General features: G+C 36.5%; 29 protein-coding genes. 4 read left to right on the forward strand and 25 right to left on the reverse strand.

The annotated features are described in order from the left end of the window. Positions 1 to 5 precede the first annotated feature (5 nt). From BS85_RS0107335 to BS85_RS0107345, 3 genes are read right to left on the reverse strand one after another with little or no spacing between them, the layout of a single operon-like run. Positions 6 to 404: a hypothetical protein gene (locus BS85_RS0107335; protein ID WP_051604734.1), complete on the reverse strand. Its 399-nt coding sequence runs from the start codon at positions 402 to 404 to the stop codon at positions 6 to 8. After that, a complete protein-coding gene (modA, locus tag BS85_RS0107340) occupies positions 397 to 1,158 on the reverse strand; it encodes a molybdate ABC transporter substrate-binding protein (RefSeq protein WP_034551410.1) in 762 nt (253 codons plus the stop codon). Before modA ends, BS85_RS0107335 begins: the two co-directional genes overlap by 8 nt. A 9-nt stretch (positions 1,159 to 1,167) precedes the next feature. After that, entirely contained in the window at positions 1,168 to 1,965 is a 798-nt protein-coding gene (locus tag BS85_RS0107345; protein WP_245596316.1) for a TOBE domain-containing protein, read from the reverse strand. Between the two features lie 188 nt (positions 1,966 to 2,153). Here BS85_RS0107345 and BS85_RS0107350 point away from each other — a divergent pair, with 188 nt between their 5' ends. Both BS85_RS0107350 and leuB read left to right on the forward strand, forming a co-directional pair. Continuing rightward, positions 2,154 to 2,642, forward strand: coding sequence for a 3-isopropylmalate dehydratase small subunit (locus BS85_RS0107350; RefSeq protein ID WP_026944223.1), 489 nt, complete (start codon positions 2,154 to 2,156; stop codon positions 2,640 to 2,642). Next, complete coding sequence (leuB, locus tag BS85_RS0107355; protein ID WP_026944224.1) at positions 2,642 to 3,703, forward strand: 3-isopropylmalate dehydrogenase; 1,062 nt, start codon at positions 2,642 to 2,644, stop codon at positions 3,701 to 3,703. Before BS85_RS0107350 ends, leuB begins: the two co-directional genes overlap by 1 nt. A 174-nt stretch (positions 3,704 to 3,877) precedes the next feature. Here the strand turns inward: leuB and BS85_RS0107360 are convergent, their stop codons facing one another. From BS85_RS0107360 to BS85_RS0107440, 16 genes are all read right to left on the reverse strand, one after another. After that, complete coding sequence (locus BS85_RS0107360) at positions 3,878 to 5,038, reverse strand: sugar transporter (RefSeq protein WP_026944225.1); 1,161 nt, start codon at positions 5,036 to 5,038, stop codon at positions 3,878 to 3,880. A 59-nt stretch (positions 5,039 to 5,097) separates the two neighbouring features. Beyond that, complete coding sequence (locus BS85_RS0107365) at positions 5,098 to 5,589, reverse strand: hypothetical protein (RefSeq protein WP_026944226.1); 492 nt, start codon at positions 5,587 to 5,589, stop codon at positions 5,098 to 5,100. Beyond that, on the reverse strand, positions 5,586 to 6,182 hold the full coding sequence (locus BS85_RS0107370; RefSeq protein WP_026944227.1) for a hypothetical protein: 597 nt from the start codon (positions 6,180 to 6,182) through the stop codon (positions 5,586 to 5,588). The genes BS85_RS0107365 and BS85_RS0107370 overlap by 4 nt, the downstream gene beginning before the upstream one ends. Positions 6,183 to 6,305: 123 nt before the next feature. Continuing rightward, positions 6,306 to 6,509 (reverse strand): DUF4006 family protein, encoded by a 204-nt coding sequence (locus BS85_RS0107380; protein ID WP_026944228.1) that lies wholly within the window; start codon positions 6,507 to 6,509, stop codon positions 6,306 to 6,308. Positions 6,510 to 6,521: 12 nt separating this feature from the next. Next, positions 6,522 to 7,403 carry a c-type cytochrome gene (locus tag BS85_RS0107385; RefSeq protein WP_026944229.1) on the reverse strand — a complete coding sequence of 294 codons (882 nt, stop codon included), beginning with the start codon at positions 7,401 to 7,403 and terminating at the stop codon, positions 6,522 to 6,524. Continuing rightward, positions 7,404 to 7,622: a cytochrome c oxidase, cbb3-type, CcoQ subunit gene (locus tag BS85_RS0107390; protein WP_026944230.1), complete on the reverse strand. Its 219-nt coding sequence runs from the start codon at positions 7,620 to 7,622 to the stop codon at positions 7,404 to 7,406. A gap of 2 nt (positions 7,623 to 7,624) precedes the next feature. After that, positions 7,625 to 8,308, reverse strand: a complete 684-nt coding sequence (gene ccoO, locus BS85_RS0107395) for a cytochrome-c oxidase, cbb3-type subunit II (protein WP_026944231.1) — start codon at positions 8,306 to 8,308, stop codon at positions 7,625 to 7,627. Between the two features lie 12 nt (positions 8,309 to 8,320). After that, positions 8,321 to 9,787 (reverse strand): cytochrome-c oxidase, cbb3-type subunit I, encoded by a 1,467-nt coding sequence (gene ccoN, locus BS85_RS0107400; RefSeq protein WP_026944232.1) that lies wholly within the window; start codon positions 9,785 to 9,787, stop codon positions 8,321 to 8,323. A gap of 130 nt (positions 9,788 to 9,917) precedes the next feature. Beyond that, on the reverse strand, positions 9,918 to 10,073 hold the full coding sequence (locus BS85_RS11510; protein ID WP_156938086.1) for a hypothetical protein: 156 nt from the start codon (positions 10,071 to 10,073) through the stop codon (positions 9,918 to 9,920). Positions 10,074 to 10,266: 193 nt separating this feature from the next. Next, a complete protein-coding gene (locus BS85_RS0107410; protein WP_026944233.1) occupies positions 10,267 to 11,208 on the reverse strand; it encodes a KpsF/GutQ family sugar-phosphate isomerase in 942 nt (313 codons plus the stop codon). A gap of 9 nt (positions 11,209 to 11,217) precedes the next feature. Beyond that, positions 11,218 to 12,519, reverse strand: coding sequence for a Na+/H+ antiporter family protein (locus BS85_RS0107415; RefSeq protein WP_026944234.1), 1,302 nt, complete (start codon positions 12,517 to 12,519; stop codon positions 11,218 to 11,220). Positions 12,520 to 12,588: 69 nt separating this feature from the next. Then, positions 12,589 to 13,674, reverse strand: a complete 1,086-nt coding sequence (locus tag BS85_RS10505; protein ID WP_051604736.1) for a damage-control phosphatase ARMT1 family protein — start codon at positions 13,672 to 13,674, stop codon at positions 12,589 to 12,591. Between the two features lie 36 nt (positions 13,675 to 13,710). Next, positions 13,711 to 14,259: a DUF3972 domain-containing protein gene (locus tag BS85_RS0107425; protein WP_026944235.1), complete on the reverse strand. Its 549-nt coding sequence runs from the start codon at positions 14,257 to 14,259 to the stop codon at positions 13,711 to 13,713. 8 nt (positions 14,260 to 14,267) lie between these two features. Next, on the reverse strand, positions 14,268 to 14,762 hold the full coding sequence (gene purE / locus BS85_RS0107430) for a 5-(carboxyamino)imidazole ribonucleotide mutase (RefSeq protein WP_026944236.1): 495 nt from the start codon (positions 14,760 to 14,762) through the stop codon (positions 14,268 to 14,270). A gap of 10 nt (positions 14,763 to 14,772) precedes the next feature. Further along, a complete protein-coding gene (locus tag BS85_RS0107435; RefSeq protein ID WP_026944237.1) occupies positions 14,773 to 14,958 on the reverse strand; it encodes a hypothetical protein in 186 nt (61 codons plus the stop codon). A 1-nt stretch (position 14,959) separates the two neighbouring features. Continuing rightward, the gene (locus BS85_RS0107440) at positions 14,960 to 16,288 is read right to left on the reverse strand and encodes a hemolysin family protein (protein ID WP_034551413.1); all 1,329 of its coding nucleotides are present in this window, start codon (positions 16,286 to 16,288) and stop codon (positions 14,960 to 14,962) included. A 1,224-nt stretch (positions 16,289 to 17,512) separates the two neighbouring features. Between BS85_RS0107440 and BS85_RS0107455 the strand changes: the two genes are divergently transcribed. Further along, positions 17,513 to 18,805, forward strand: coding sequence for a protoporphyrinogen/coproporphyrinogen oxidase (locus BS85_RS0107455; protein ID WP_026944239.1), 1,293 nt, complete (start codon positions 17,513 to 17,515; stop codon positions 18,803 to 18,805). A 544-nt stretch (positions 18,806 to 19,349) separates the two neighbouring features. Here the strand turns inward: BS85_RS0107455 and BS85_RS0107470 are convergent. From BS85_RS0107470 to rfbF, 6 genes are read right to left on the reverse strand one after another with little or no spacing between them, the layout of a single operon-like run. Beyond that, on the reverse strand, positions 19,350 to 20,240 hold the full coding sequence (locus BS85_RS0107470) for an NAD-dependent epimerase/dehydratase family protein (protein WP_026944240.1): 891 nt from the start codon (positions 20,238 to 20,240) through the stop codon (positions 19,350 to 19,352). Further along, positions 20,241 to 20,804, reverse strand: a complete 564-nt coding sequence (locus tag BS85_RS0107475) for a dTDP-4-dehydrorhamnose 3,5-epimerase family protein (RefSeq protein WP_026944241.1) — start codon at positions 20,802 to 20,804, stop codon at positions 20,241 to 20,243. It lies immediately after the preceding gene. A 51-nt stretch (positions 20,805 to 20,855) separates the two neighbouring features. Then, the gene (locus tag BS85_RS0107480; protein ID WP_026944242.1) at positions 20,856 to 21,752 is read right to left on the reverse strand and encodes an NAD-dependent epimerase/dehydratase family protein; all 897 of its coding nucleotides are present in this window, start codon (positions 21,750 to 21,752) and stop codon (positions 20,856 to 20,858) included. Further along, a complete protein-coding gene (gene rfbG, locus BS85_RS0107485; RefSeq protein WP_026944243.1) occupies positions 21,730 to 22,815 on the reverse strand; it encodes a CDP-glucose 4,6-dehydratase in 1,086 nt (361 codons plus the stop codon). Before rfbG ends, BS85_RS0107480 begins: the two co-directional genes overlap by 23 nt. 7 nt (positions 22,816 to 22,822) lie before the next feature. After that, entirely contained in the window at positions 22,823 to 24,148 is a 1,326-nt protein-coding gene (gene rfbH / locus BS85_RS0107490; protein WP_026944244.1) for a lipopolysaccharide biosynthesis protein RfbH, read from the reverse strand. Positions 24,149 to 24,168: 20 nt separating this feature from the next. Beyond that, a complete protein-coding gene (rfbF, locus tag BS85_RS0107495; protein WP_026944245.1) occupies positions 24,169 to 24,966 on the reverse strand; it encodes a glucose-1-phosphate cytidylyltransferase in 798 nt (265 codons plus the stop codon). 85 nt (positions 24,967 to 25,051) lie between these two features. Here rfbF and BS85_RS11725 point away from each other — a divergent pair. Beyond that, on the forward strand, positions 25,052 to 26,568 hold a 1,517-nt coding region (locus tag BS85_RS11725), incomplete at its 3' end, for a cytidylyltransferase domain-containing protein (protein ID WP_051604705.1).

A 26,568-nucleotide genomic window follows, 5' to 3' on the forward strand; every position in this document is an offset into this window, starting at 1 on the left:
ATTCCTTAATTTGTATTTAAAAACAGCATAACTTCACTTTCTAAGATATGCCAATACACACAATCGCCAATTTTAAGCGCATTCTTTTCTACAAAATCTCTTGGACAAAGTGCGTTAATGGTGCTTAAAAATGGCGACTTCAGACACAATCTAGCAAAAAGACTATCGGTTTGTGTCTCTAAAATCTCGGCTTGAAAAACATTTTGCACACCCTCTATGGCGGTGCCAACAACCACATTGCTTTCTTTGAAACCCACCTCTATGGCTTGACCCAAAAAAGATTCCACAAGTTTAGAATCCTCTAGCAACAATGCGCAAATATAAGAATTATCCACGCGCACAAACAGGCGCAAAATGCCCTCTTGTGCGCTAAATTTTTCTAAGATTCCGCTTAGTTTATTCAACACTATATCCGAATTTTAAGAATTTTTCCTTTGCTTTATCGCTTAGAATATAAGCTTTAAAATCGTTTGCAAGTTTGGAATCCTTGCCATAGTTTGGCACGATTAGTGCTTGATTGATTGGCTTATAAAGACTCTCATCAATGCTTACATAACTCATTGTGGGCGTGTTAATCCCACTCTCTCCAAGCATTGAAAGGGCAGTAAAGCCGACTTCTGCGTTTTTGGATTCCACATAAGTTGTTGCTGCGCCAATACTCTCGCCTGTTACAAATTTGGATTCTACCTGCTCTAACATTTTTGTAGCCTCTAATGCCTCCACAGAAGCCCTACCATAAGGTGCAACCTTTGGATTGGGAATAGAAATATGCGTAATTTTAGGATTCAAAATATCTTTAAATTCTTGAATTTTAAAGTCTGCATTATTGCTCCAAAGAACCAATTTTCCCTTTGCGTAAATCTCCTCTTTAGCAGGGGCTAATTTTTCCTCATACAGCTTTGCAGGATAACCCACATCTGCTGCGACAAACAAATGCACGGGTGCGCCATTTTTGATTTGCGCATAAGCCTTGCCACTTGAAATATAAGAAATCTCAATCTTGTCGCTTGGCTTGTCTTTTAAAAAATCGCTTTTAATCTCCTCTAAAACATACTTTAAAGAAGCCGCTCCTAAGACTTTAATCTCCTCTGCATATACGCTCAAAGACAAAGCTAACCCGCAAGTTCCAACCACTAAAATTTTTTTAAAAAAATTCATTTTGTCTCCTTAGATTCCTAAAATAACATTGCTTGCTTTGAATCCAAACCAAACTTTTTGCCCAACTTGAAGCGCGAGATTCTCGCGAGATTCCTCTGTGATAATCGCACTAAACTTCACGCCCTCGCTCTCCATTTCTACTTCACAATTCACCGCGCCCTCTTGGATATTTTTCACAACACCGCCGATACAATTTCGCAGAGAAACCCCTTTAGGCTCACTTCCAAACACAACAATCCAATTTGCTTTAATGAGCGCATAGGCTATCAAGCCGACCTTTAAGCCTAGATTTTTCACAGATTCTAAAGTGATTGTGCTAATAATTTGTGTGTTGCCATTCACCTTTAGCACAACTTCTGCATTGACTTTACCCTCTTTAATTTCTGTAATTTCACCCATTAATTGATTTCTTGCGCTTGTTTTTATCATTACATTTCCTTTAAAATTCTTTATAGAATCTTTTGTATGGCAAAGCATAGAATCCCAAACATTCAAATCACCCTCAAAGAGAGCAAAAAGCTCCTCTGAAATGCGCTCCATTTCGCGAAAGATTCTAATTGCTTCTAAACCTTTTTGCGTAACTTGCGTTCCGCCACCGCCCTTACCACCTGTTATACGCGTTACAAGCGGTTCTTTGGATACATTATTCATTAAATCAATGCAATCCCAAGCCGCTTTGTAACTCATTTTCATTTCCTTTGCTGCTTTAGAAATTGAACCACTTTGCGCAATGCGCTCTAGCAATTCCACTTTGCCGTGTCCTAAGAAATTTTTATCTTGTTCCTTAATCCAAAGTCTCCCTTGCACTTGCAAATCACACCTCCAAAACAACAAATTTTAGTTTGCAAACTTGCCGTATTATATTCTAATATATAACGAATTGTCAATGCTATCACTTTGCGATTCCGCATTTTGTTCGTATCATTTTAAAGGCTTTTGAAACTTCTTTTGCTATAATTGTTGCTTTTATGCAAAGTTTAAGATAAAGGAATCGTATGCAAGGAAAAGCTTGGAAATTTGGGGATAACATTGACACGGATTTAATCATCGCCGCAAGATATTTAAACACAAGTGATACGGCGATTTTAGCCTCACATTTAATGGAAGATGCGCGTGCGGGATTTGTCCATAGCATTAACAAGGGCGATATTATCGTAGCAGGAGAGAATTTCGGCTGCGGTTCAAGTCGCGAACATGCGCCTGTAGCAATTAAAGGCGCAGGAATTAGCGCGGTGATTGCAAAAAGCTATGCAAGAATCTTTTATCGCAATGCCTTTAATACGGGTTTGCCAATTTTAGAAATCAAGGAAGCGGATTCCATTTGTGAGGGCGATATTTTAGAGATTGATTTACAAAGTGGTGTGGTAAAAAATCACACACAAAATTGCAGCTATGCCTTTGCCCCGATTCCACCTTTTATGCTAGAGCTATTAACAAGCGGTGGATTAATTCCTTATGCAAAAAATAAATTAGGAGCTAACTAATGCAAACATACAAAATTGCCGTCATTAAGGGCGATGGAATCGGACCTGAAATCATCAATGAAGCCATCAAGGTGCTAAAGGTAGTAGCAGAAAAATTCCATTTTGGACTTACATTTGAGGACTATTTAATGGGCGGAATCGCGTATGATTTAACGCAGAATCCCTTACCTGATGAGACAATTAAAGGTTGTTTGGAGGCGGACGCGACACTTTTTGGTGCGATTGGTGGGGAAAAATGGGATAACTTACCGCGTGAATTGCGCCCAGAGAGTGGGCTTTTGCGCCTAAGAAAAAGTCTAGAAGTCTTTGCTAACTTTCGCCCCGCAAAAGTGTATGATGAGCTAGTAGAAGCTAGCACACTAAAGCCTGAAGTTGTGCAGGGCGTGGATATTCTTGTTGTGCGTGAGCTTATTGGTGGAATCTATTTTGGCACACCCAAAGGACGCGATAAAGAGAGGGGCTTTAACACAATGGTGTATAGCGTGGAGGAAGTGAAAAGAATCGCACACACCGCATTTAGTGCCGCTAAAAAGCGCAATAAAAAAGTCTGCTCGGTGGATAAGGCAAATGTGCTTGATGTCAGCCAGTTATGGCGTGAAGTCGTCATTGAGGTGGCAAAAGAATACCCCGAAGTGGAGCTAAGCCATATGTATGTGGATAATGCAGCAATGCAACTCATTCGCAATCCTAAGCAGTTTGATGTGATTCTAACGGGCAATCTCTTTGGCGACATTTTAAGCGATGAAGCAAGTATGCTAAGCGGTTCTATTGGGCTACTTCCGAGTGCTTCTATCGGAGGAAAGGCAGCGATTTATGAGCCAATACACGGAAGTGCGCCCGATATTGCAGGGCTTGGAATCGCAAACCCTATTGCTACGATTGCGAGTGCTGCAATGCTTTTGCGCTACTCTTTGGGACAAACACAAGCAGCTGAAGCAATAGAAAATGCCATTGAAGCTGCGTTAAAAGAGGGATTCCGCACGAAAGATATTGCAAATTATGGTGCAAAAGAAGTGTGTTCTTGTGAGCGAATGGGAAGTGTAATAGCAGAGCGCATTTGAGATTATAGATTACTTCATTTCCCCACAACAGCAAATAGGTGTTCCATTTTATTACAAAATGGAATCCCGCAGTCATTGCGAGAATGCGCGTAGTATTCGTGGTGTCTTGCATCAGCAACACCTACTTTACACAAATCCACTCGCTTTTATAACAATCTATCTACTCATACAGCTTCATTTCAAAAACCAACCTTTGTAATAAACGCAAACACAAAACGCCAAGATAGCTCCAATATAACTAATGTTTGCAATACCCAAAGACTGAATAACAACTCCACCAATCAATGCTCCACTACCGATTCCGACATTATAAATCCCAGAAAACATTGACATCGCCACAGAAGTCCCTATTGGCACAAGACTTAAAACTTTAGCTTGAAAAGTAAGGTTAAAGATAGTAATGCACAAACCCCAAAATACACAGGCTAAAACTGCGCTAACCATACCAAAACTAGCTCCAGCCAGACTAAAAATCGCAATAAAGATTCCAAAAATTGCTAAATTGGCAAATAACCTTTGATGTTTATTGTAGTATTTGGAAAACAAAAAACTCCCCAAAAATCCAATGAATCCAAACATAATTAATGTAATAGTGATAGCATTTTCTCCAAACTTAGCATACTGCCCCAAAAAAGGCTCAATATAACTATACACGATAAAATGCGCACTCACTATGCCAAGTGTGATTCCATATAATCCGAGTAATTTTGGAGTCTGAAGCATTTTTGGCAAACTCCTTGGAGAAATAGCTCCGCTACTTGGTATTTTTGGCAAACTTTTAAATAAAATCAAAAGGAGTAAAAAGGCTGCAATTCCAATGCTTAAAAAACTTATTCTCCAACCCAAATGTAAGCCAATTACCCTCCCTAGAGGTAATCCTGCAATAAAAGCAATGCTTGTCCCAGTTGCAATACAACTAAGTGCTATACTCTCCTTACCTTGAGGGGCGATACGAACAGCCATTGGAGTAGCAATAGACCAAAACAATGCGTGAGCACACGCCACACCCAATCTTGATAACATAAGCGTCCAATATCCACTCGCCAAAGCAGAAGCAATATGACTGACAATAAAAAGGGTAACGACAAAGATTAAAAGATTTTTCATCTCAAAACGCGAACAAATTAACATTAATGGCAAGGAAGTTAATGCCACTACCCACGCATAAATACTAATCAAGAATCCAGCTTCTGCTTCATTAATGCCAAAATCATTTGCAATTAAACTTAAAAGCCCAATAGGTATAAACTCTGAAGTGTTAAAAATAAATGCACTAAGACTAATGGCAACGACTGCTAACCACATTTTCCAATTAGAATCCACCGCATTATCCATTGAAGTGCCCCATATTTACAATAACGCAATTACAATTTATTCATAAAATAAATACGATTCTAGGGTTTATCCTTAATAAAATACTCTTGCGTAACACAGATGGAATCCTCGCCAATCTCCACTAACGCCTCACTTTGATAGCGTCCGGGTTTTTCCACGATAAAGGAGCTACTCTGCCACAAACCATCAACTAACTCGGCATCGCCTAAAATTCTATCCTCTCTCGTTGTATTAGGGCGCGTGAGAAAAAATTGCACACGCGCATTGGTCTCTAATTTTCCGCTTTCTTTATCCTTAATGCGCAAGAAAATTTGACGAAAACTTTGTAAATCCTGCTGCAATGCGCCCTCAAAGGCAATGTTATATTGCTTTAAGATTCTATTGCGCATTTGTGTGATTGCATTGGAATTTTCATCAATATATTGGGAGCTTTGCTGACACACGCCTTGCAACTCCACAGGATTTGTTATTGCAACTTTAATGGTTAGCACAATCAGCCCCACCACCACCATTGCAAGCAAAAAGATTCCAAAAGGCCAATAGTTTTTCATTTATTTCTCCTTAAATACACCAACGCAAACAATCCAAGCAAAACAAATAGCATAACATAAAGTGCTGTCCGCACAGCAATTTGGACGCCCTTATGCTCTTTTGGAAAACTATGCTCTAGCATTACGCCTTTTGTTTCTGCGATTCTATCCGCAATATCCACAAACCCGTTCAGTAAAAAAGCAGAAATGCTTTGCTGTGTTAATTCCTTGTCAGACTTTGGAATTAATGGCACAATATAATCCCAATAGACTGCTTGTTTATCAAATAATTTGCTAGATTCTGTACTTGTGATAATATTAATTTTCTTTTCTTTGCGCACAAAAAACAACAACACATAAGGTTCTTTCAAAGACGCAATATAGTTTTGTTCTTGTTCTTCAAGACTTTTTTCGCCTAAATCTTCAAGAGCAACAACATACAAAGACACACCCGTTTTTTCTAAAACTTCATTGGATAGAATCTCCATAAATTGCGTTGTCTTCTCAATGAGTTGATTTTGATTCTCTAATACAAAAGGCGCACTCCAAGAAAATGTATGCAAAAATGCGCAAAGAAATAGGGAGAGAATCCCTATTTTCCAAGCTCTAAACATCCATTAACCTACAAAAAGTTTAGGAAGAAAAGCAACGGCAATGGACACAACAATTACTACAAGATGTGCTGCAAAAAGAAGTTTTTCTAATCCACTATACTTTGTCATTATTTCGCTCCTTTTTTATTTTTGAATTTCTTTATAATGTTGCGCATTATCCGCACTTCTCATTTGCAAAGCGTTTGCATTTTCAATCACATAAGGATTATTTGCTTGAGCACTTTGCGTTACCACTGCTGCATAACCTAAGCAAAAAACAATAGAAAGCAACAATACAACCGCTACGATATAGCCTAAAAGCCCATTAACTCCAAACAAACCATTCATACTCAAACCTCCTTAGTTTTTCTCTGAATAGATAAAATGCGCCAAAGCTTCTTTTTGCTTATCGGTTAGCATTTGAGTTTTGAAGGTTGGCATAATACCAATATGTCCCTTTTTACCTTTTTCAAGCACTTCAGCCACAAATGCAGGAGTTCCATATTTTGTTAAATCTGGTGCCATTCCACCCATACCTGCGCCATCTTCTCCGTGGCAAGCATTACAAGTTGCAGCAGTATAAAGTTCTTTACCTTTTGCGACTAGTTCTGGATATTTTGTATTTTTTACTTCGGAAATCTCTGCCATTACATACGCAGCAACCGCTTTTTGGGATTCCTCACTATCCAATACACCGGGCGCAACTTCACTAATTGGCAACATATCCCCAAGCATATAGCCTAAACCTTTACTACCATTTTTAATCGTTGTGATAATGCCCTCTTCTCTACCCCATTCTGCTAGATTTGCCGCAACGCCATTGAGTCCCTCTGTTGTGATTCCGTGGCATTGAGAGCATTGCACAAGAAATAGATTCTGCCCCATTTTTGTTAATGTTGCAGGGTCAATATTTTGCCATTGCGCTTCAAATTTTGCATTGTAAGCCTTTACCTCATCGTTGTATTCACCGATTTGAGAATAAGTATTGAGAGGATAACCCACAAACCAATACCATAATGCCCAAATCAACAATACAAGGTAAGTAGCACCCCAACCAATTGGAATGTCATTTTTAAATTCCTTGATTCCATCCCAATCTTCTTCTGTTAATTCACCTTCTGCCTTGCTATCTTTCATCTTTTTGATGTAACCACCGACAATGAAAATAGTCAAAGCTAAAATTGCTACGGCGCCAAGCAATCCAAGTTGATTAATGCTGTCGCCTAAGTTAAACCATTCCATTTAGCTCTCCTTCTTTTCGTCTTTATTATTTCGTTTTTCCACCAAAGCATCATTGAGGTCATCGTCTAATGCCAATCTCGCATATTTTTCATAGTCAATCTTTCCGCTTTTTTGGCTTTTGTAAAGATGATAAATATACCCATACAGCAAGACAACCAATAAAAGCGTAATGAACCAATACGCATAACCCTGAATGATTCTTATAGTTTCATATTCCACGATTAGTTAGCCCTTCTTTTTTGCCCTAAGCTATTTAAATAAGCAATGAGTGCCACAATTTGCTTAATTTCACCTCTCTCTAGCGCAGCTTTAATCTCTGGATCTTTCATATCCTCTGCAAGAATTTTTGCTTCTGCTAGAATCTCTGCTCTTGCTGCCTCCAAATTACCCAATTTAGGATTATTTTCTGTGTCATAAGGCATTGCAAAAACAACTTTTTGCGTATAAGCTTCTGCATAAGCAGTATCCACATCTATATTTTTAGTGTATAAATGTTTATAAGCTGGCATAATAGAACCGGGTACAACCGCAGTTGGATTCAACATATGCTCTTCGTGCCAATCTGTTGTCCTCACATCACCTACGCGGTGCAAATCTGGTCCTGTTCTCTTAGAACCCCAAAGAAATGGTCTATCATAAGCATATTCACCACTTAAACTATATGCGCCATAACGATCTGTTTCTGCCTTGAATGGGCGGATTAACTGTGAATGACAAGCATTGCAACTCTCCGCGATATAAATCTGACGCCCTGCTGTTTCTAAAAGCGTGTAAGGTTTAAGATTCTCTGTTGGGCGTGAAGCCTTAGCAAAGTCTGGTAGAATCTCAACCAATCCTGCGATTGAAAATACCAACAAAAAGACTACCGTAAAGAAAAACGGATTTTTTTCCAACCAATGAAACATCACAAGCCTCCTTTACGCTGCCATTGGAGTCGCATATTTAGGTTCGCTTTCAAGCTCCCTACTTGCAACAATGGTCATAATAATATTATAAACAAAGATAATAAAGCCTAAGAAATACAACAATCCACCAATTGCTCTAATTGTAAAGTAAGGCATTAGAACAGTTACAGTATCAATAAAAGAATAAGCCAAGCTTCCAAACTCATCTGTTGCTCTCCACATCATACCTTGTGTGATACCTGCAATCCACATACTTGAGAAGTAAAGGATAATCGCAATGGTTTGCACCCAAAATTGTGTATCCATTAATTTTTTAGAATAAATTTCGCGTTTGAATAATCTTGGTGTCATATGATAACAAGCTGCAATAATCGTAAATGCAACCCAACCCAATGCCGCATCATGCACGTGTCCAATAATCCAATCTGTAAAGTGCGCTAAAGCATTGACGGATTTAATAGATTGAATTGGTCCTTCCAAAGTGGTTAGCATATACCAAGTAGAAGCTAAAAGCAAGAACTTAATAAGTGGAGATTCTTTTAATTGATGCCATTGTCCTTTCATTGTTAAAAGCATATTCACTGCTGTTCCCCAAGAAGGTAAAATCAACACAACAGAGAAAATTGAACCCATTGTTTGCATCCAATCTGGAACGGTAGAATAAATAAGGTGGTGGCTACCTGCCCAAATATAAACAAACATTAAGCCCCAAAATGAGAATAAAGTCAATTTATAAGAGAAAATGGGTTGCCCGGATTCCTTTGGCAAGAAATAATAAATCACACCGATAATTCCTGAAGTGAAAACAAATGCAACCGCATTATGTCCAAACCACCATTGCACCATTGCATCATTTGTTCCTGCATATAAAGAAATGGAATGCCATAAAGAACCCACACCAGAAACTAGATAAGTTGGAATCGAGAGGTTATTAAAGATATAAAGCGCAGAGATTGCTACAAATGTTGCAATAAAATACCACAAGCTGATATAAATTGTTTGTTCGCGTCTAACGCCCATTGAACCAAAGAGACTAACTCCCCACAATACCCACACGACAACAACTAATAAGTCTAGGGGCCACACAAGCTCGGAATACTCTTTTGATTGGCTCATACCTGCAAACAAACTAACAACCGCTAGTGCCATTAGAGCGATATAAACCCAAAAGTGCAAGAGACCAATCACCTTTAAAAATGTATGCTCATTATAAGAAATTTTTAGAACTCTTTGCCCTAAATAATACCAAGCTGTCCAAATACCACTCAATGTGAATCCATAAATGATTCCATTTGTGTGCAAAGGTCTCAATCGCCCGAACGTTCCGAATTCACCGGCTAAATAATTAAGGTCTGGAAATGCCATTTGAAAAGCGATCACAACACCCAACAACAATCCAACAATACCAAATGCGATCGTTGCAAAAAGAAATAATTTTGCAATGGAGTAATCATACTCTAACGCAGGATTTGATTGCATATTTGCTCCTTCCTCTAAGATTTCCCTTTTAATAGATAGAGAATTTTGCATTTTATAAAATAAAGCATAATTACAAGCTTAAAATTAACAACAAATGGTAAATGAAATTAAAAATATTGTTTCGTTTTTGTCAAGTTGATTCAAAAAATAGGTTCTCCACTTTGTCGTTGCGAGATTCTATATTAGCAGAATCTACTTTTATTATTGTGCTAACCACCACTTCATTGCGAGAAACACATGGTGTTTCGTGGCAATTCATAATGTGGATTCTCGCCAATAAAGCCATTTTTGCAAGAATTCCATTTGTTCTTAAAATATGAAATTGGAGTTTAATTTATGTAAAATTTGGATTGCTTTGTCTTTTGTTTCGCTCATTCCTTACGATAATAGAGAGACAGCACACAATGGCGCAGTAGAAAACCCAAAGAAATTTAATATTAAGATTGTTTCAAAACAAAGCCCTTGTTAACGTTTTCAGATTAAACCCTGCCAATCGCATAAAGCTGCACAATTCCCACCAATTCTCCGTCATCTTGGACAATCAATTCTTTAATTTTATGTTCTAGCATAATGGATTCTGCTTCGGTTGCCATTGTATTGCTTGTAATGGTTTTTGGATTCTTAGTCATAATTGCACAAGCCATAACATTAAAATTCTCCTCACTCAAAGCTCTACGCAAATCACCATCGGTAATAATTCCTAATATTTTATTGTTTTCTATTACTAAACACATACCCAATTTTTTAGAAGTCATTTCGGCAACCAATTCTTTAAAGGTTGCATTAGGAGAAACTAGAGGCAAATCCTCACAAATCATCACATCTTTCACGCGCGTGAGTAACTTGCGCCCTAAACTACCGCCCGGGTGAAATAATGCAAAATCCTCTGGCTTAAAACCCCTTGCACGCATCAAAGCTACGGCTATAGCATCTCCCATTGCAAGTGTAGCAGTAGTGGAGCTTGTAGGGGCAAGTTGCAAAGGACAAGCTTCTTTAGCCACACTGATATTTAAGAAATAATCACTCTCTTTTACAAGCGTGGAATCCGTTTTTCCACTCATTGCAATCAATGGAATCTTACGCATTTTTACCGAAGGAATTAAACGCAAAATCTCTTCACTCTCGCCAGAATTTGAGATAGCCAACAATGCGTCCTCACAAGTTAGCATACCCAAATCCCCGTGCAATGCTTCAGCTGGGTGCATAAAAAAACTTGGCGTTCCTGTGCTTGCTAAAGTTGCAGCAATCTTTGCTCCAATATGTCCAGATTTTCCCATTCCGCTAATCACCAAACGCCCTTTAAGGCTCAAAATCTTAAGTATCACATCATTAAACTCTGCTCCCACAAAAGATTTCAATCCTAAAATCGCATTGGATTCCAAATCTAAAACCTCTTTAGCTAACCCTGTGAAATCTTGCATTTCTGTCCTTTATAATAAAATTGCACCAATACTTCCACCGATAATCAATGGGATATTATACATTAAAAAAGTCGGCACACAAGTATCCCAAATATGATGATGTTGTTTATCTGCATTTAAACCAGCGGTTGGTCCTAATGTGCTATCACTTGCGGGGCTTCCCGCATCGCCTAATGCACCTGCAATCCCAACTAGCAAGATAATTGCAGCAGGTGAGAACCCAAGCTCTAACCCAAGCGGACAATAAATCGCTGCGATAATTGGAATAGTACCAAAAGAAGTTCCTATACCCATTGTAACCAATAATCCAACAAGTAGCATCATTAAAGCACCACCAAACTTGCCTCCTGCAAGTGCAGCAACATAATGGACAAGGGATTGGATTGCGCCTGTTTCTTTCAACACTGCACCAAACCCTGCAGCCACTAGCATTACAAACGCAATGAATGCCATCATTTTAAAACCTTCTTCCATTACTTCATCAATCTCTCCCCATTGGATTCCGCCAAGCAATACCATTAAGACGATTCCACACAATGCACCAAGAGGCAATGAACCAGCCCAAAGCTGCACAACAAAAGCCACAACTGCTCCAAGCAATACCGCAAAATCCTTGCGTTGCATAGAGGGTTTTTCCAATATTTCAATGGATTTTTCATCAAGATAAGTATTTTGATATTCACGCGGTTTGCGATAAAATACAAAAACAGCAAGAAGCAAACCAACCAACATACTCAATCCGCCAATCCACATAACACTTGAAACATCACCCAAACTTACATTGATACCATTTTGGTTTAATTGGTCGCGCAAGATTGTGTGAAAAATCAATCCAAACCCCACACTAAAGCTAACATAAGGTGCTTTCAATCCAAAAGTAAGCGCACAAGCTACTGCGCGTCTATCTATTTTTAAGTGATTCATCAAAGGCAACAAAGGAGGAATGAGAATCGGAATAAAGGCAATATGCACAGGAATGAGATTCTGCGAAAAACAGGCAAAAAAAGCAATGGAGAGACAAAACATTAAACGCCGATTCTGCACAAAATTAGCAATATAGTGAATAAGAATCAATGTGAGATTTGTGCGTGCAATCGCACTAGCAAGTGCGCCAAGCAAAATATAGCTCAATGCAGTTTCAAGATTCCCTGCCATACCAGAGATAAGCAAATTAATGCTTTTCTCTACACCAATTCCCCCGAGTACTCCCGCAACAAGAGCAGAAATTAGAATCGCTAAAAGCACATTCAGACGCGCTAAACACAGCACACCCATTACAATAATGGACACAACAACAGGATTGGTCAGCATTTATAACCTTTGAAAAAAAATCAAAAACAATATTTTACTTAATAGAAGCTAAAATTAACAAGATATTCTTCATCTCTGAATAACTTTATGCGAACTCGGATTCCAAAACACAAAATCGCCTAGATTTTTTTGTAAAAATCTACGCACAACCTCGCACTTAATCTTAAAAAGAAAAAAGATTCTGCTATCGCTTCTTGCTACCTTTTCCATAGATTCAAAATTTCCCATATCCTTTGCCAAAACCACATCAGCATTATGATAAATTTTCTTTGCCTCCGCGTTTGCTAAAGATTCTATAAATCCGGGGCTTAACACCCCACTATCTACAACCCTACAAAGCGCAAAAAGTCTAGAATCGCTATTTTTTAAATCCTGCAAGGTAATATCATTAATAATCTCTGCTCCGCGCACAAAATAAAAAATCTCTAAATGCGGATACAAAGATTTAAGCGCAACAATCAAAATCTCATCAAACTCATTTTCCCCCGCATTATCACCGATAAATACGAGATTCTTAGACTTTTGTAGCTTTTGTGCGAACTTTTCTAAATCAAAATAAGCAAAGTTTGCGCTCAAAATCTTTTGCGATTCCTCCTCTAAATCAAAACTGCATTGCGCCCCATAATCTAGCACATTTCCTAGCACACAAATCTTAAGCGCGTAAGTTAGAATCTCCAATTCATCACATTTCTCTTGCGCAAGCTTTTGTGATAAAATCTCCAAAAAGCCCTTTTTATACTCTCTAGCGGTGGCAATACTAGAATTTTTCAACGCTTGATAGGGTGAGGGATTCTTTAAAATTGCACCAATTTTTTCATACACTTTCACCGCCAAAAGTGTAGGTGGAATCTCAAAATCCAAATCCAACGCAATCTTTTTATCTGCGAAAAACTCCCTAAGCTCCGCTTGAATCTTTGCTTTATCTTGTATGGTTAGGCAAGAAGTTTGCGTGGTTTTTTGCTTAATTTGTGGATAAAATGCAGAATCCAAAAGGGATTCTGCGCTGATTTTTTGGAGCGTTTGGGATTTTGTATCTTGCGATTCTAAATTTAGTGTTTCAAAAAGTCTAGCAATTTGACTTTGCACACCTTTAGCAAAGGAATCCTCACCATAGAGTTTCGCCGTTGCTTTTGCTTGTTTTAGCAGACATTCCAAGCATTCATAAGTTAAATTAATGTGAAATCCTTCGCATTACGATTCCTTAGTGGAATCCTGCCCCGCTTGTGTTGCGTTCTTTTGCTCCTCATTGTTTTCCTTAGCCTTTACATCAATCGCCTTACCCCACATTAGACGATACTTGCGTTTTAAGAAGTCAATCTCCTCTTGTGCGGCGCGTAATTGCTCCCTAAGAATCGCAATCGTTTTCTTATCGTCCTCATACACCTCTTGCGTATTAAAGAGTGCGTCTTTTAAGAATTGGTTTTCATTTTTCACGCTTGAAATCGTCTCTTCTTTGGAGCTTACAACCTTTTCGTGCAAACTTAGAATCGTTCCAATGGTTTTTTCTACAAACTCACTATCCACTGCACTACTCACCGCTGTATCGCCCTGCACCATTACCGCGCCGCCCTTTGTAATGCCGCTTTGCACCAAAGCCTGTGTGCCACTTCCCGCATCAATATAAAATTGCCCATTTTCTTGTTTGCTTTTTAATGTTCCATTTGCAACCATTTCTAGCACTTTTTCTTTCTCTAATTGCGCAAGTTTTACAAACTCGTCTATGATGACCCAAGTTTCCATTCTCTACCCTATAAAATCACTTCAATATCGCTAGAATCCAATTCCACATTTTTCGCTTTCATCACACGATCTTCTTTGAGCTTTCCGCCCAATTCTGCGTCGTTTAACGCCAAAATCTGCATCGCAAGATATGCACTATTAACCGCACCTGTTTTACCCAAAGCCACGGTTGCCACAGGCATACCAGAGGGCATTTGCACGGTGGAAAGCAATGCGTCTAAACCCTCTAATGCACCACCCTTTAGCGGCACACCAATGACCGGCTTTGTCGTCATTGAAGCGACTGCTCCCGCTAAATGCGCCGCCATACCCGCAGCAGCAATAAAGACTTTTGCCCCCTTTTCCTCTGCATTTTTTACATATTCTTTCGTGCGATTGGGACTGCGGTGCGCAGAGCTAATAATCACTTCATAAGGCACATCAAACTTTTTTAAAACATTAATGCACTCCTCCATTACCGCATAATCACTCTTACTTCCCATTAAAATTGCTACAAACTCCATAATTTCTCCTTTATAATGCAGACAAGGACAATCCAAGCCCAATCAAAAATCCGCCAATTAAGGTAAATAAAAACAAATAAAGAAAAAGATAAAGAAAAGTTGGCAATAACACAAGCCACCACGACCATTGAATCTTATCCGCGAGTTTCAATCCAATAAACAATAGCTGCAAAAGCATTAAAAACCAACTAAACACTCTATTCCTTGTTTTCTGTTCCAAAAGGCTTCTTTGTTGCTTTTAAACGCACAATCCTAGCACCCTCTGTGGCTAACACCTCATAAACGCAATATTCATCACTGATAGAATCCCCAACCACAGGCATTCTCTCTAGCAGATTAAAGACATAGCCTCCAATGGTTACCTGCTCCGTGTCCTCCTCAAACTCAATGCCCAAAACATCTGCTACGCGCTCTAAATCAAGCATTCCATCAAAGGAATAGGAATCCTCATCAATCTTATGGTAATCCTCACTTTTTTTATCGTGTTCATCACTAATATCGCCAATGACTTCCTCTAAAATATCCTCCATTGTAAGCAATCCCGCCGTTCCACCATACTCATCTACGACAAGCGCAGTGTGGATTTGTCTGCGGTTCATTTGGATTAAAATATTAGAAATAGATGCACTCTCTGGGACGATAATCATTTCTCTAATCAAGCTTTCTAACTCTTTGGAGGGATTCTTACTCAACATCGTCTCAAGCAAATCACGCAAATGCACCATACCAATGATATTATCCTTGCCCTCCTTGCAATAAGGATAGCGCGTGTGTTTCGTGGAAGTTACGATTCGCATATTTTCCTCATAGCTGTTATCATCATACAAGCAAATCATATCTTTTCTAGGCGTCATTACTTCCTTTGCCATCGTGTCTGAAAAGCTTACAGCATTTTGAATAATCTCATTTTCAATCGTATCCAAATAGCCGCCCTTTAAGCTCTCTCCCACGATAATTTTAAGCTCCTCTTCAGAATGCGCATTCTCCTCCCCCTCACTTGCGGGTTTAATCCCCATTTTATGCAAGGAAAATACCGCCAAATAGTCAAAAATACGAATCAATGGAAAGAAAAGAATCCAAAACATATGCAAAGGCTTCGCGACAAATAACACCGCCTTTTCAGCTTTAGCGATTGCCACAGATTTTGGAATCAACTCCCCTGCCACCACATGCAAAAGCGTAATAAAACTAAACGCAACCACAAAACTCACAGAATGTAAAAGCACAGGATTCTCGCCTATAAAGTATTTAAAGGGCTTTTCAAGCAGACGCGCAATCGCAGGTTCGCCAACCCAACCCAACCCCAAAGAGGAAAGCGTAATGCCAAGCTGCGTAGCAGATAGATAAGAATCCAACTTACCTGTGATTTTAAGTGCTAGTTGCGCACTTGGCACTTCGCGTTTAACTAACTCCTCTAGGCGAGAACGGCGGATTTTAACGATTGCAAATTCAGAAAGCACAAAGAAACCATTTAGCATTACTAAAAATAATGCAAAAATAGACAAGAGAAACGACTCGGTGTCCAAAAAATCTCCTTTAAAAATAAAAAATTTTGTAATTTTAGCATAATCCTACTTAAGATTTTAATAACCCAAAGAATAATGGCACTCAAGCGTAAAAACTTAATCAATAGGTCTAACTATTTCATTATGTATATCTCCTTTGCCAACGAATTCAAAAGATAGTTTTTTACATTTTAGATTCCAAATCTTAATATGCTTTACAAATTACGCAATGTTTGTTTTCACCTAGATCAACATTACAAATTATATGCTCATTTTACTACTTGTAGCGATGGATTATCTTTTATTTATTGCGACTTTTGCTTCTGTGTCTTTTTCTGTCCGGAGTGAATATGAATCTCGCACTCTCGCTTGGCTTAAAGTGTGGGGTTAAAAAACCTTGCATATGGTGTTTGGTGCGCTTTCTGGATTCACGCTTGTGGTAATTGTATGTGACTATGGAGCAAACTTTATTTTAGCCCATGATTTTGCATTTAAATCTTTTCTAATTTTGGGTGCTTTGTTTTTGATTTATCTTGCGTGGAAGTTTTTACCTTTCAAGAGCAGCATTGCAAGAAAAAAGAGAGAATCTATTGTCATTCAAGGCTTTATCTCTGCAGTTTAAAATCCCAAAGATTATATTTTTTCTTGCTCTCCTCCCGCCTTTTTTGGAAAAATCCAATCTTTTCACTCTTGCAAGTATTATGGTAATTTTAGAATCCATAGCGCTTATTACCTTATGCGCTAGACGGGAGTTTGTTTCATCTTTTTCTCTTTAATTATATCAACAAGCTTTTTAAATTCTCCGCACTTTGCCTTTTTGCGCTTAGTTATTGGATGCTTTATGAAATAATTTGAGAGTTCTAAACCTCCTACCACCTTTTGTGTGATATCTACTTGATTCATAAGATATATTTTATGTTAGCTTTTTTCCGTCAAATAAAAAATGCAAAAAAATACAACAAACTGCACACTCTGCCATAAAATTCAAAACATTAAGTAAAGCTTATAAAATTTTTGCATTTTATAAAAAATCCAAATGATTCAAAGGCATTTTTAGAGATTATCAAAGAAATAATATTGCTGCAAATGGCTATGTTGAAATAACCGACATTCAAAAATATGAATACAATCCACTAAACAATATTAACGCCACACATTCATCCATTATAGCTTTGGCTTTATCTTTATAGAAAAATAATTTTGATTATTGTAGAATGTTTCGAAAATATCACAAAAGGGTTTTTTATGAATAATCCAATAATTATAGGGGGGGGGGGCATTGCTGGAATCTCTGCTGCTTACCATCTAAAACAAAAAGGTATATCAAGCACGATCTACGAAAAAGAAAATCTTTACGGTGGCCTTTGTGCTTCGTTTAGTATCAATGGTTTTACTTTTGATAATGCAGTACATCTATCTTTTACGCACGAAAAATACGTGCAAAATCTTTTTAATTCTTCTTGCGAAATCATCATACACAAACTCCCAAAAATGGCAAATTACTACAAAGGATATTGGTTAAAACATCCGGCACAAAACAACCTCGAACCGCTAGATACCAAAGAAAAAGTCGATATTATTGCGGATTTTTGTAATAATCCCTATAAAAATCAACCCATTCATAATTACGAAGACTGGTTAAAAGCTCAATATGGTGAATATTTTAGTCAAAATTTCCCTATGCGCTATACTAGAAAATACTGGAACTTAGAGGCTAAAGATTTAAGCACTTCTTGGGTTGGTTCTAGAATGTACCAACCAAACATTAAAGAAGTCTTGCATGGTGCTTTTGACAAAAATACACCCAATACATATTATGCAAAAGAAATGAGGGTTCCAAAGCATGGGGGCTACAAGTCATTTTTGGGGGGAATGGCAAAAGATTGCGATATAAAATACAATAAAGAAATTATAGAAGTTAATCCCATAAAGAAAATAGTCTATTTTGCTGATGGAAGTCGCCAAGAATACAGCACTTTTATCTCAACAATTCCACTACCAGAATATACAAAACTTATCAGAAATACCCCAAGAGAAGTATCTATAGCCTGCAATAAGTTAAAATATACCAGTATAGCTTTAATTTCTTTTGGTTTTAATAAATCAGATATTGCAAAACATCTTTGGTTTTATATCTATGATGAAGATATACTTCCTGCTAGATGTTATAGTCCCAATATGAAATCTCCTTATAATGCACCTCAAAATTGTAGTTCATTACAATTTGAAATATATTTTTCAAAAGATAAGCCTTTAGCACTCACTAAAGATGAAACTATTAAACAAGTAATTAACCAATGTGAAAAAATGAAAATATTCAAAAAAGAGGATATACTTATGCAAGATTATAGAATTTTACCTTATGGAAATGTAACTTTTTATCGCGGAATGGAAAAAGACAGAGAGATAATAAAAAAATTCCTTCAAACTTGCCACATCTATACGGCAGGGAGATTTGGAGAATGGGATTATCTATGGAGTGACCAAAGCGTATTGTCTGGGAAAAAGGTAGCTGAAGAAATTGCTCTAATTATTTAGTATTTCCATTCTTTTCATTAAATAAAGCGATTTTTTTGCGCCCCATTTGGTATCTAACCTTCAAACAATCAAAATTATTTACAACATTATATGCATAAGAATAACCAACAATGTGATTTCCTCCACCCATTGGCAATTATTCATCTTTAAAATAAATTTTTCTCAATAAATTTGAACAATTTATTTTAATTATTTAATTTCCCATAAACATTAAAAATCAATAAATTAATCATTATTGTTTTTGGACCACTTGAAACATGATAACATATTATATATTCAAAAACTTTTTTAGTGGAAGTGTATAAGGTTGCTGGTTTATATTCCGAAGAATCGTAACAAAAACCAAAACTAGATGTATTAATTAATTTATTCTATATTGCTACTTCCCTAACTAAGGCAATAATTTCATATTTTTGAACTTACAAGAAAATTTGCTCCAATAAAATCTGTAGCACCCGTAAGCAAAATCGTTGTTTTAGAGACTGGCATTTAAGCAATCTCTTTTAAAAATAAGCAGATAATATAATCACATATTACTGCCACCTCAGTTATGACAATCCTTCATCATTTCAAATCCTTGCTCAAAAGTAATTTTTTGCTCCCATTGTGGTAGCTTATCCCCACTCTCATAAGGCATAAAATTTTCCCTCAAAGAATATGGTAAAGCACCCCAATTAATATCTATTTCTTTGCCAAAACACTTTTCAAAAATTTTAGCAATATCTTTCAGCGTTTTTCTCTCTTTTGAATGCAGAGCAATTTTTCTATTATGCAATAATACCCCTTCTTTCTTCTCCAACAAATCAATACAAATTTCGAACGCATCAATCACATCGCTAATATACAATATATCAATAACTTGCTCACCACCACTCATTTTTATTTGCTCATCACTCTTTAAAGCTTTTAACCATATATTAAAGATTTTTGGACGACAATCATTTGGGCCATAAGTATCATTTAGCAAAATAGTAGTAAATTTAAATTTTGCAACCTGAGTATAATAATCAGCAATCCTTAAAAATGCTGTTTTTGTTGCTGCATATAAATTCAATGGATTATTTGATAAATTCTTATAAAACTGCCAAAAAGTTCCAACATTAATAAACCAACCTTCAAAATCAATCATATATAAAATTTCTAACAATTCTGCACCAAAAACAATATTACTTTCAATCAAAGAAGATACTTGATAATTCTCATGGTTTTTGATGTATAAAGTAGCCAAATGCACAACGCCATCTATATTTTCTTTTTTTAAAATATTGGAAAATTTTTGCATATCTCCATCATAGCGATAAATCTTACAAAATTTTTCAACTCTGCTTGTATCGCTATCTTTTCTGACTAAAGCAATAATTTCATGTTTCTTGTGAAGTTGCAAGACAAAATTTGTTCCAACAAAGCCTGTGGCACCGGTAAGTAAAATTTTCATTTAAAAAACCTGCCTCAACTTAAAGTCTTTTAAAGTCTCAAAAGATAAATCTCTTTGTGAAATAATTAAATCTTCAATGTCGTATTTGCTACTATTTTTTCGCCAATCAAACCCAAAACTATTATATAAAATTCCACTATCATATTCTTTAGAATAAATACTCGTTTGGAGATAATGCACTTTTGTATTATCTTCCAAGCACAAAAAACCATGTGCAAAACCTTTGGGTATATATAAAAAACTATTTTCTTTAGAGCTTAAAACTATTTCAAAAAAATTCCCAAAAGTCAAAGAATGAGAGCGAATATCAACAACTACATCCAATATTTTTCCACTACTCACATACACAAGCTTGGTATGTTCAAAAGGAGGTAGCTGAAAATGCATTCCCCTAAGAACACCTTTTTTGGATACGGAGTAATAAGCTTCCTTAAAATCAGTATCTAACGAGCATTGTTTAAAAAACTCTTCATTAAACTGCTTAACAAACTCTCCACGCTCGTCTTGTAAAATATTTGTTTTTAAAACATAAAGCCCTTTGAAATCTGTTATTAACTTTTCCATATTAAGCAACCTTTTGCCAAATATGGGATTCTTTTCTATTAACAATAAGGCTTAAAAGCCCCCCCCCCCGCCACTATTATAAACTCTAAACAACATATCACTGATTCCTTTTTTATAATCGTATTTTGGGATGAAACCTAGTTTTAATAAAGGCGCAATATCTTCATCAATATGCATAGGCTCACCTTTCCTATATGGAATTGCCCCAAAATCCAAAATGCTATTATTGGAGCATTGATATTTTTTAAATTCATCAGCCAAATAAATGCAAAATTCTCGAATACTTACCTGCTTACCAGTTCCAATATCAAATTCTGCAAATTTTGGCAAACAATACAGATTAGCAACCAAAACTTTATAAGCGGACACCACATCATCAATATATATAAAGTCTCGCATTTGTTCGCCCTTTGTCAAAGCAATACTCGCTTTATTGTTTTGCAAAGATTCCATAAGAAAACATACGAATTTATCTTTACCATCATCATAACCGTACATATGTTCTAGTTTACAATTTATGATTTGAATCTCTTTTGATAATGGAACCAAATAATCTCTAATGTGCTTTTTGGTGGTAGTATAGTAGTTCAAATAATCTTGTTGTAAGGTGTCAGTATTAAAAAAGGTGTCAGTATTAAAAAGAATACTGTATTCTATCATTTTTATGCTTAAATTTATATTGGTGTTTATGATGTCACTTAATTTTTCATTATTGCGTCCATAATTTACCGCTGTATGAAAAACTAACGTTGGCCTATGCCTATCAAAAATTGTCTCCAACTCAACCTCGTCAATATTATAAAGAATCAGATTTGCAATATCTGCAATGCGATAAATATTTGAACTACTTCTTTTTATCCCCACAACTTCATACTCTTTGGAAAACTCTCTCGCCAAATGAGATCCCAAAAAACCACTGATGCCACTAATTAGAATGCTTTTTTTCACTAAGAATCCTATGATATTCCTGCAATTGTGTTTCCGTTATTATTTTTTTATTTTCATAAAACTCTCTATACCATTTTATTGTCCATTCTATAGAAGTTTTAGAATCTAAAACCGGATTATACTTTAACATATTTCTAGCCTTAGAAACATCAAGCATTAATAAACCTGCTTCATGTGGGGCACCAACATCCTGTTTGATTTCATAATCCACCTTATTCCAAAATTTTTTAGCATCTTTTAAAACCTCTTCCACCCTTAGACATTCTTGTGGACCAAAATTGAAACTAGTCGCAAACTCCTTTTTACCTTCTAGCAATTTCTCCCCCAAGCTCAAATAGCCACTTAATGCTTCCAACACATGCTGCCAAGGGCGCACCGCATTAGGATTCCTAATGATTGTTTTTTTGTCACAACTAATAGCCTTAATAATATCGGGAATAAGTCTATCATGACTCCAATCTCCACCACCAATAACATTTCCAGCCCTAGCGGAAGCGACTAAAACTTGATGCGCTTCGCCAAAACTGTCTGTATTAAAAAAACTTGCTCTCATAGAGTTTGTAACAATCTCCGCACAAGCTTTACTAGCACTATAAGGATCATGCCCACCCAAAGGTTCATTTTCCCTATATGCCCAAAACCATTCTTTGTTTTCATAGACTTTATCGGTCGTTATTATTACAATAGCTTTTAAGTCTTTAAGATTTCTTGCAATATTTAGAACATTAAATGTCCCTATTGCATTTACCAGAAAGGTTTCTCTCGGGTTTTCATAACTATATCGCACCAAAGGTTGCGCTGCTAAATGAAAAATAATCTCTGGATTACTATCTATCAAAGCTTGTTCTATTTGTTGGTAGTCATTAATGTCCGCAAAATAACTTTGAGCTAAAGCATTTTGCATATTCAATAATTCAAAATGGTTAGGGTTTGTATTTGGAGGCAAAGAATATCCATAAACTTTTGCACCAAGAAACTTAAGCCATAGAACCAACCACGAACCTTTAAAGCCACTATGTCCAGTTAGAAACACTCTCTTATTTTTATAAATATCAAACCCCATCAATAAACTATCCTTGTTGTGAGCAAAACTCTTTAATCTTCAATATCGCATAATCAATCATTTCATCACTCATTCCCGGATACACTCCAATCCAAAAACTATCCCGCATAATTTTGTCAGACACTTTCAAATCATTTACAATACGATAATCTCTATTGATTTCTAAAGCACTAAACGCGGGATGTCTAATCATATTTCCACTAAATAAATTTCTAGTTTGTATATTGCATTTCTCCAAAAATTCAACAATATTATTACGCGTAAAGCCAACACCGTCTTTTAAAGTCATCATAAAACCAAACCAACTGGGTTCAGAATTAGGTTGCGCTTCCACCACTTGCAATTGTTTAACTTCTTTTAAGCCATCATATAATCTTTTGTAGTTATATTTTCTTTTTTCTATAAACTTTGGAAGCTTCTCTAATTGTGCGCACCCAACTGCTGCCTGCATATCTGTAACTTTGAGATTAAATCCGAAATGAGAATAAACATATTTATGATCATAACCTAAAGGCAATGTGCCAAACTGCTGTTCAAAACGACAACCACAAGTATTATCTACACCACTCTTGCACCAGCAATCTCTTCCCCAATCTCTCATTGATAATAAAATTTTTTTAAGTAGAGGATTACTAGTATAAACAGCACCACCCTCCCCCATAGTCATATGATGAGGCGGGTAAAAAGAACTTGTTCCTATATCACCCCAAGTGCCTGTATATTTGCCATCATATTTTGAACCTAACGCATCACAATTATCTTCAATTAGCCAAAGTTTGTTTTTGTCACAAAAATCTTTGATGACTCCAATATTAAAAGGATTGCCTAAAGTATGAGCAATCATTACCGCTTTGGTTTTATGGCTTAAAGCTGACTCAAGATATGAAATATCAATATTGGCATATTTTAATTCCATATCAACAAATACAGGAACCGCACCATACTGAATAATAGGAGCCACTGTAGTTGGAAATCCTGCCGCCACCGTTATAACTTCATCACCCCTTTTAACTTGCCGCTCTTTAAGCAGAGGAGAAGTTAAAGTAAAAAACGCTAATAAATTAGCAGATGAGCCAGAATTAACTAAAAAAGCCCACTTTACGCTCAAAAACTTAGCTAACTCTTTTTCGAATCTCTCAGAATATTTCCCATAAGTAAGCCAAAAGTCTAAAGAACTATCAATTAAATATTCCAACTCTTTTTCATCGAAAATCCTTCCTGCGTAATTAATTCTTGATGTGCCACCTATAAACTGATCACTTTTTTGGTGGTGTGATTGATAATATTCTTTTACTTTAGATAAAATTTCTTCCTTTAAATTACCGCTTTTCACTTTTTTCCTTTTGTTGCAAATTATTTATCCCATAAAGCCCAAGGAGCTTTATTTTCTAGCCACATTTGCGTTAAATCATTTTTATCCTTGAGTGTATCCATACATTTCCAAAACCCATTGTGTTGGTAAGTGTATAACTCCTTGTCTTGCGCTAGATTCCTTAATGGCTCTTGCTCAAAAATTGTGGAATCCCCCTGTGTAATATAGTCAAAAATTTTTGGCTCACAGACAAAAAATCCTCCATTAATCCACCCACTATGTTGCACACCAGAATCGCCCTTTGGTTTCTCGGTAAAAGATTTTACGCATTGAGATTCTTGCTCAATTTCCAATGCACCAAAACGCCCATCGGGAAGCACAGAAGTCATTGTTATCGATCCTTTATGGGAATGATGAAATTCCAAAAGCGCGCGCAAATCAACATCACTCACGCCATCGCCATAAGTCAGCATAAAGGTTTCATTACCTACATAGGGCTTAGCGTGCAGGATTCTGCCTCCTGTTTGAGAATCCTGCCCCGTATAAAGCATTGTAACCTTCCAAGGCTCGTGGCGATTGGTATGCACTTCTACGCTATTTGTAGCCATATCCACGGTAATATCGCTATATTGCGTGTAGTAATTAATGAAGTAATCCTTAATGATATGCCCCTTATAGCCTGTCAAAATAATAAACTCATTAAAACCATAATGACTATAAATCTTCATAATATGCCACAGAATCGGACGCCCACCCACTTCCACCATAGGCTTGGGCTTCAATCCTGTTTCTTCGGATAATCTTGTGCCAAGCCCTCCAGCTAGAATCAGAACTTTCATTATGTAAGTCTCCCCTTATATTATATTTTTAATTATATATTAATTTCTTTTAAATAGCACTTACAAATTGACAGGAAGTAAAACAATGAGAAAAATATTAGCTATTATACCAGCACGTGGAGGCAGTAAAGGAATACCAAAAAAAAATATAGCGTCACTTAGTGGAAAACCGCTAATAATATACACAATTGAAGCTGCTTTAAATTCAAAAATTTTTAGCGATATAATCGTGACTACTGATAGTGATGAAATAGCAGAATTGGTATCCAAACAAGGAATAAGCACATTAAAGAGACCTCATGAGTTAGCCACAGACACCGCTAGTAGTATAGATGTGATTGATCATGTGCTAAAAGAAATCCCAAAGGATAAATACGATTGTTTTGCCTTGCTCCAACCAACGTCTCCTTTGAGAAATGCGATGCATATTCAAGAGGCTTGGGAACTTTATAAAAAGAATAATGCTACTACTTTGGTGAGTGTTGTGTCAGTGAGTGATTGTCCGCAAAAGATGTTAGCTAAAAATGCAGATAATGTCTATCCTATTACATCGTATGACGACTTAGTAAAGCCAAGGCAACAGCTTGACAAGGCATATATTCCTAATGGTGCAATATATATATGCAATATCCATAACTTTTTGAAAACAAAATTTCTTTTTGAAAACAAATTGGTCTTGTTTGAAATGAATGAAAGAGATAGTATTGACATTGATACACCTAAAGATCTTGAATGTGCAGAAAATATTTTAAAGGAGATTGCAGTGAACAAAGAGATAAATAGCAACATTAAAGAAATGGTGGATATTCTAAGCGTAAATATGGCAAAAGCCACGCTTTTATACAAGGAGGAAAAATATATTCAGGCGACTGAGGTTTTCTCTTTGGAGGAAAAAGAAAGTAATTTTGGGGCTATACAAATGATTGGAGTTTGTTTCTTTAAAGCAAAAGAGTTTGATAAAACCATAGAATATTTGAGTAGATCTGTTAGCAAATTCCCAACAAAAAGCTCAAAACAAGCCTATTTGTATCTTTTTAATAGTTATGTTCAATTAAATAATGATACGGCGTGTTTTGAGGTGGTGCAAGAGGCTTTGGCAAATAAAAAGGTTGATGGGAGAATGGCTAAAGCTATTTTGGAATTTTTGTGCAAAATTGAAGATATGCAATATTTGTCCTTGATAACTCAAATTTATCCAATATATGAAAAATTTTGTCACGAAAATAATACAGGGATTCCCCAAAGATTTAAGGTAGCCTATGCAAAATACAACTGTTCTCTTAATAGCACTTACAACAAGAAGACTATAGAAGCACCAAAAGATTTATTAGATCTTTTTGAAGTTTTAATACCAACCTACCAAAGAAAAGAGGTTGTTATATCGACAATTAGAGAAATCAAAAAAGTAAATCAATGGGTACATATTAGGGTTATCGATAATGCTTCAACAGATGGCACATATGAAGCACTTAAAAAGCTAGAAGAGGAATATCCGAATTTATATGTATTCCAAAATGAAGAGAATATAGGCTATGCTGGAAGTATGTTTAGATTGTTGAAGGATTGTCCAAAAAAATTTGGAATATTTACTTCAGATGAAGA

Origin of the sequence: Helicobacter rodentium ATCC 700285 (assembly GCF_000687535.1) — a bacterium.
Lineage (GTDB): Bacteria > Campylobacterota > Campylobacteria > Campylobacterales > Helicobacteraceae > Helicobacter_D > Helicobacter_D rodentium.

Bases quoted from the DNA above. Each gene is read 5' to 3' on its own strand.
- leuB (WP_026944224.1), top strand. From the start codon at position 2,642: ATGCAAACATACAAAATTGCCGTCATTAAGGGCGATGGAATCGGACCT.
- BS85_RS0107385 (WP_026944229.1), bottom strand. From the start codon at position 7,403: ATGGAATGGTTTAACTTAGGCGACAGCATTAATCAACTTGGATTGCTT.
- rfbG (WP_026944243.1), bottom strand. From the start codon at position 22,815: ATGGGGTTTGATATTTATAAAAATAAGAGAGTGTTTCTAACTGGACAT.
- BS85_RS0107370 (WP_026944227.1), bottom strand. From the start codon at position 6,182: ATGTTTAGAGCTTGGAAAATAGGGATTCTCTCCCTATTTCTTTGCGCA.
- BS85_RS0107470 (WP_026944240.1), bottom strand. From the start codon at position 20,240: ATGAAAATTTTACTTACCGGTGCCACAGGCTTTGTTGGAACAAATTTT.
- BS85_RS0107425 (WP_026944235.1), bottom strand. From the start codon at position 14,259: ATGGAAACTTGGGTCATCATAGACGAGTTTGTAAAACTTGCGCAATTA.
- BS85_RS0107360 (WP_026944225.1), bottom strand. From the start codon at position 5,038: ATGGATAATGCGGTGGATTCTAATTGGAAAATGTGGTTAGCAGTCGTT.
- BS85_RS0107415 (WP_026944234.1), bottom strand. From the start codon at position 12,519: ATGCTGACCAATCCTGTTGTTGTGTCCATTATTGTAATGGGTGTGCTG.
- ccoO (WP_026944231.1), bottom strand. From the start codon at position 8,308: ATGTTTCATTGGTTGGAAAAAAATCCGTTTTTCTTTACGGTAGTCTTT.
- modA (WP_034551410.1), bottom strand. From the start codon at position 1,158: ATGAATTTTTTTAAAAAAATTTTAGTGGTTGGAACTTGCGGGTTAGCT.
- BS85_RS0107455 (WP_026944239.1), top strand. From the start codon at position 17,513: ATGAATAATCCAATAATTATAGGGGGGGGGGGCATTGCTGGAATCTCT.
- BS85_RS0107410 (WP_026944233.1), bottom strand. From the start codon at position 11,208: ATGCAAGATTTCACAGGGTTAGCTAAAGAGGTTTTAGATTTGGAATCC.
- BS85_RS11510 (WP_156938086.1), bottom strand. From the start codon at position 10,073: ATGGCTTTATTGGCGAGAATCCACATTATGAATTGCCACGAAACACCA.
- BS85_RS0107365 (WP_026944226.1), bottom strand. From the start codon at position 5,589: ATGAAAAACTATTGGCCTTTTGGAATCTTTTTGCTTGCAATGGTGGTG.
- BS85_RS0107475 (WP_026944241.1), bottom strand. From the start codon at position 20,804: ATGGAAAAGTTAATAACAGATTTCAAAGGGCTTTATGTTTTAAAAACA.
- rfbF (WP_026944245.1), bottom strand. From the start codon at position 24,966: ATGAAAGTTCTGATTCTAGCTGGAGGGCTTGGCACAAGATTATCCGAA.
- BS85_RS0107380 (WP_026944228.1), bottom strand. From the start codon at position 6,509: ATGAATGGTTTGTTTGGAGTTAATGGGCTTTTAGGCTATATCGTAGCG.
- BS85_RS0107350 (WP_026944223.1), top strand. From the start codon at position 2,154: ATGCAAGGAAAAGCTTGGAAATTTGGGGATAACATTGACACGGATTTA.
- ccoN (WP_026944232.1), bottom strand. From the start codon at position 9,787: ATGCAATCAAATCCTGCGTTAGAGTATGATTACTCCATTGCAAAATTA.
- purE (WP_026944236.1), bottom strand. From the start codon at position 14,762: ATGGAGTTTGTAGCAATTTTAATGGGAAGTAAGAGTGATTATGCGGTA.